The sequence below is a fragment of the Streptomyces sp. NPDC002446 genome, assembly GCF_053595675.1.
In genome coordinates this window covers 1-4,814 of the sequence record NZ_JBSFYC010000142.1, presented here as the reverse complement: position 1 = coordinate 4,814, position 4,814 = coordinate 1, and the positions used below count along the sequence as shown (strand labels likewise).

Annotated in this window: 4 protein-coding genes; 1 reads left to right on the top strand and 3 read right to left on the bottom strand. The window is 71.1% G+C overall.

The window, feature by feature from the left end:
- Positions 1-369: 369 nt before the first annotated feature.
- Positions 370-1,377: a stage II sporulation protein M gene (locus ACWD6P_RS36680; protein ID WP_451448553.1), complete on the bottom strand. Its 1,008-nt coding sequence runs from the start codon at positions 1,375-1,377 to the stop codon at positions 370-372.
- A gap of 113 nt (positions 1,378-1,490) precedes the next feature.
- Here ACWD6P_RS36680 and ACWD6P_RS36675 point away from each other — a divergent pair, with 113 nt between their 5' ends.
- Positions 1,491-2,594, top strand: coding sequence for an RDD family protein (locus ACWD6P_RS36675; RefSeq protein ID WP_451448552.1), 1,104 nt, complete (start codon positions 1,491-1,493; stop codon positions 2,592-2,594).
- 86 nt (positions 2,595-2,680) lie between these two features.
- On the opposite strand, the gene ACWD6P_RS36670 is transcribed toward ACWD6P_RS36675, so the two are convergent.
- Positions 2,681-3,295 carry a hypothetical protein gene (locus ACWD6P_RS36670; protein WP_451448551.1) on the bottom strand — a complete coding sequence of 205 codons (615 nt, stop codon included), beginning with the start codon at positions 3,293-3,295 and terminating at the stop codon, positions 2,681-2,683.
- A gap of 177 nt (positions 3,296-3,472) precedes the next feature.
- Positions 3,473-4,814 (bottom strand): adenosylhomocysteinase (gene ahcY / locus ACWD6P_RS36665; protein WP_451448550.1); only part of this gene is annotated, 1,342 nt, incomplete at its 5' end.

Genomic DNA, 4,814 nt, shown 5'->3' with positions numbered 1-4,814 from the left:
TGGCCCCTGTTGGAGCGGGGTCGGCCGTTCGGCTTTCGCTTTTCGGCCTTTCCGACTCTATCAGATCCGCTTTCGTTCCGTTGCCGGTCCGAATTCATTTCCGATTACCCGTCGGAGGGGTTTGCCTTTTGGCTTTTCCGACTTTATCAGAAGCGCTGCGGTCGAATTGAATCGGCCGGGGCTTCCGGTAAGCGGTCGGTTTGCGCTTCGCCGAATGGAAATTCCGGCCGAAGCGGAGAAGAGACTAACCGTCGCAGGTGAACTTGTCCAGTTCGTTGCAACCGTTCGAATCTACCTCCCCCTGCTGCCTGTGTCAACGGGCTTCTGGGGCGAGGAGGAGATTAGCAGGTCAGGGGGGTTCGACGCACATCAAGCGGCGGTCGGGAGGGTGGCGTCGCGGTCGGTGCTGTCGATGTCGCCGGTCGCTCCGGCGCGTACCGCGCGGCCGCCCAGGACGTGGACATACAGGAGGAATGCCAGCTCGACGGCGGCGCCGATGCCGATGCGGGCCCAGGTGGGCAGGCCGGAAGGGGTGATGAAGCCTTCGAGGGCGCCGGCGACGAAGAGCACTGCGGCGAGTCCGATGGCGACTCCGAGGGCGGAGCGGCCTTCCTCCGCCAGGGCCGTGCGGCGGGTGCGGGGGCCCGGGTCGATGACGGTCCAGCCCAGGCGCAGGCCGATGCCGGCGGCGATGAAGACGGCGGTCAGTTCGAGGAGGCCGTGCGGGAGGATCAGGCCGAGGAAGGTGTCGAGGCGGCCGGCCGAGGACATCAGGCCGATGCCGATGCCCAGGTTGAGCATGTTCTGGAGAAGGATCCACAGGACGGGGAGGCCGAGGAAGGCCCCTAGGACCAGGCACAGGGCCACGGCCTGGGCGTTGTTCGTCCATACCTGGGCGGCGAAGGACGCGGCGGGGTGGCTGGAGTAGTACGTCTCGTACTGGCCGCCGGGGCGGGTCATGGCGCGGAGGTCGTCCGGGGCGCCGATGGCCGCCTGGACCTCGGGGTGGGCGGCTATCCACCAGCCGATGAGGGCGGCGACCACGGTGGAGAGGATCGCGGTGGGGATCCACCAGTGGCGCAGGCGGTAGACCGCGGCCGGGAAGGCGGTGGTGAAGAAGCGGGCGGTGTCGCGCCAGGAGGCCTTGCGGGCGCCGGTGACCGTGCTGCGGGCGCGGGCCACGAGCGAGGTGAGGCGGCTGGTCAGCGCGGGGTCGGGGGCGCTGGAGAGGAGGAGGGAGAGGTGGGTGGTGGTGCGCTGGTAGAGGGCGACCAGTTCGTCGGCCTCGGCGCCTGTGAGACGGCGCTTGCGGTGCAGGAGTGCTTCGAGGCGGTCCCATTCGGCTCTGTGTGCCGTGATGAAGACATCGAGGTCCATACGGGGTCGCTCCTCGCAGCGCCGTGGGTGAGTGCCGTGTCAGCTTGGCAGACTGGCCGTGTCCGGCCGCGGGGTGGGCGGGACTTCGCGGATCGAGAGGAGTGGGGCGCGGCGTGAGTGAGCTCGTAACGGGTGAAGCGGTGGTGCTGGGGCTGCGGCCGGCCAGGCTGCCGAGTCGGGGGCTGGCGGTGGCGGTCGATGTGGCCGTGGCCTGGAGCATCTATATCGCCGTGTCGATGCTGCTGGTGAGTGCGACGTCGTCGCTGGACAGCGCGGCGGTGGCGGCGGTGTCCGTGGCGACGTTCGCGCTGGTGCAGGTCGGGATACCGATCGTGGTCGAGACGCTGAGCCATGGCCGGTCACTGGGGAAGGTCATCTGCGGACTGCGGGTCGTACGGGAGGACGGCGGGCCGATCCGGTTCCGGCATGCGCTGGTGCGGGGAGCCTTGGGGGCCATCGAGATCGTGCTGACCATGGGGGTGGTGGCGGCCATCGCCTCGTTGGTCTCGGCGCGGGGGCGCCGGGTGGGGGATGTGTTCGCCGGGACGCTGGTCATACGGGAGCGGATGCCCGCTGCGGAGGTGGGCGCGGCGCTGCCGCCTCCGCCTCCTTGGCTGGCGGCGGAGCTCGGAGCGCTGGACCTGTCGCGGGTGCCTGATGGGTGGTGGCTGACGGTGCGGCAGTACCTGACGCGGATGGGGCAGCTGGATCCGCAGGTCGGCGGGGCGATGGCGGGGCGCCTGGCGGAGGACTTGCGGGGGTTCACCGGGGTGCCGGGGCCAGCGGGGGTGCACCCGGCGGCGTATCTGGCGGCGGTGGTCGCGGAGCGGCAGACGCGGGAGGCGCGGCGGGCGTTCGGGGCGTCGGCCGGGGGCGGGGTGGCCGGGACGGCGGCTGGCCAGGGCGCTGGATCGTCTGTCGGCTCCGGAGCTTCGGTGGGCCATGCGCCGGCGAACGGTGCGTCGGTGGCCGGTGCGTCGGCGGGGGCGGCCTGGGATGTGGTCCCCGGGAGCGGGGGTGCGGTGCCGGCTTCGGGTGGGGCCTGGGCGCTGCCCGGGGCTGGTGGAACGGACGCCCTCGGGGGTGCGCGGACGGTGGCGGCCGGTGGCGGTGCGGGGGTTCCTGGGCCGGTGGTTCGGGAGCCCGGGAGCGGCTCGGGCACCGGTGACGCGGGCGGGCCGCCGCCGCGTAGTACGGGGTTTGCTCCGCCGGTGTGAGGTCGGTGGCGCCGGCGTGGCGTCGGGGTGTCTGCCGGACGCCGTGCGGTCGGGCGGTGGAGCGGCTCGGCGCGGGGACGGGGCGGTCAGGTGAACGTCGACGGTGGGGATTCGAGGGATTCGAGTTCGATGCCGGGGGCGGAGAGGACCACGTCGCCGGTGAGGTGAACCGTGTGCTGTTCGCCGGTCTCCAGGTCGTTGACCTGGTATTCGTCGGCGATGAGGGGGGCGTTGTCAGTGGCGTGTGGTGTGCTTTTCAGCAGGGCCCAGGACTGATCGAGGGTGCGGGGGGCGAGGACGGGGGGTGTGAAGGCCACGAGGCGGGTGCGGACGGCGCCGGCGCCGAGGGCGGGGCGCAGCAGACGGGCGGTGGCGATGAGGAAGGCGGGGGACGCGCCGGTGAAGGCGTGGGCGGCGGCGTTGCCTTCGGTGGCGTGTTCGCCGGTCGGGTCGGTGCGTACCCAGGTGACGCCGTCCAGGGCCGCGGCGCGGACCTGCCAGGCGGAGGCGTGGAGTTCGAGGCGGATGGGGCGCCCGAGTTCGTCGAGGGTGAGGTCGACGGAGCCGACGTGGTCGCCTGAGGGGTTGGTGATCTGGGAGACGTAGCGCCAGCCGGAGGGGCCGGTGGCGCAGTGGAAGTGCTCTTCGCCGAGGGGGGTGTGGTCGTGCGGGTCGTGGAGGGAGTAGTGGCCGCGGGGCATGGGGGTGCAGTCCTTCGGGCGGCGGCCGGTGGTGGGGGTGGCCGAGACGGGCAGTGGTGTGCGGGGTTCTTACGGGCCAGGCCCCCGCCGTGGAGGGCGAGGGCCTGGGGTTACCGGCTGCTGTGGGTGTGCGCCGGCGGATCAGGGGTGCTGATCAGCCGGTGGGCGCGCCCGGGCTCAGTAGCGGTAGTGGTCGGGCTTGTACGGGCCCTCGACCTGGACGCCGATGTAGGCGGCCTGGTCGGGACGGAGCTCGGTGAGCTTGACGCCCAGGGCGTCGAGGTGGAGACGGGCGACCTTCTCGTCGAGGTGCTTGGGGAGCACGTAGACGTCGGTCGGGTACTCCTCCGGCTTGGTGAACAGCTCGATCTGGGCCAGCGTCTGGTCCGCGAAGGAGTTGGACATCACGAAGGAGGGGTGGCCGGTGGCGTTGCCCAGGTTGAGCAGACGGCCCTCGGACAGGACGATCAGGACCTTGCCGTCCGGGTGCGTCCAGGTGTGGACCTGGGGCTTGACCTCGTCCTTGACGATGCCGGGGATCTTGGCCAGGCCGGCCATGTCGATCTCGTTGTCGAAGTGGCCGATGTTGCCCACGATCGCCTGGTGCTTCATCCGCGCCATGTGCGAGGCGAGGATGATGTCCTTGTTGCCCGTGGTGGTCACGAAGATGTCGGCGGTCTCGACGACGTCCTCGAGGGTGGTGACCTGGTAGCCGTCCATGGCCGCCTGCAGGGCGCAGATCGGGTCGATCTCGGTGACGATGACCCGGGCGCCCTGGCCGCGCAGGGACTCCGCGCAGCCCTTGCCGACGTCGCCGTAGCCGCAGACCACGGCGGTCTTGCCGCCGATGAGGACGTCGGTGGCGCGGTTGATGCCGTCGATCAGGGAGTGCCGGCAGCCGTACTTGTTGTCGAACTTCGACTTCGTGACGGCGTCGTTCACGTTGATCGCCGGGAAGAGCAGGTCACCGTCGCGCTGCATCTCGTAGAGACGGTGGACGCCGGTGGTGGTCTCCTCGGTGACGCCGCGGATCTCGGAGGCCAGGTTCGTCCACTTCTGCGGGGCCTCGGCGAGCGTGCGGGTGAGGAGCTCCAGGATGGCGCGGTGCTCGTCGCTCTCGGCGGTCTCGATCGCGGGGACCTTGCCGGCCTTCTCGTACTCGACGCCCTTGTGGACGAGGAGGGTGGCGTCGCCGCCGTCGTCGAGGATCATGTTCGGGCCGCCGGTGGGCGAGTTGGGCCAGGTCAGCGCCTGCTCCGTGCACCACCAGTACTCCTCGAGGGTCTCGCCCTTCCAGGCGAAGACCGGGATGCCCCGGGGGTTGTCGGGCGTGCCGTCGGGGCCGACCGCGATGGCGGCAGCGGCGTGGTCCTGGGTGGAGAAGATGTTGCAGGACGCCCAGCGGACCTCGGCGCCGAGGGCGGCCAGGGTCTCGATCAGGACGGCGGTCTGCACGGTCATGTGCAGCGAGCCGGTGATGCGGGCGCCGGCCAGCGGCTGGGCTGCGGCGTACTCCTTG

Excerpts from the sequence above, each read along its gene's own strand:
- ACWD6P_RS36680 (WP_451448553.1), bottom strand. The coding sequence starts at position 1,377 with ATGGACCTCGATGTCTTCATCACGGCACACAGAGCCGAATGGGACCGC.
- ACWD6P_RS36670 (WP_451448551.1), bottom strand. The coding sequence starts at position 3,295 with ATGCCCCGCGGCCACTACTCCCTCCACGACCCGCACGACCACACCCCC.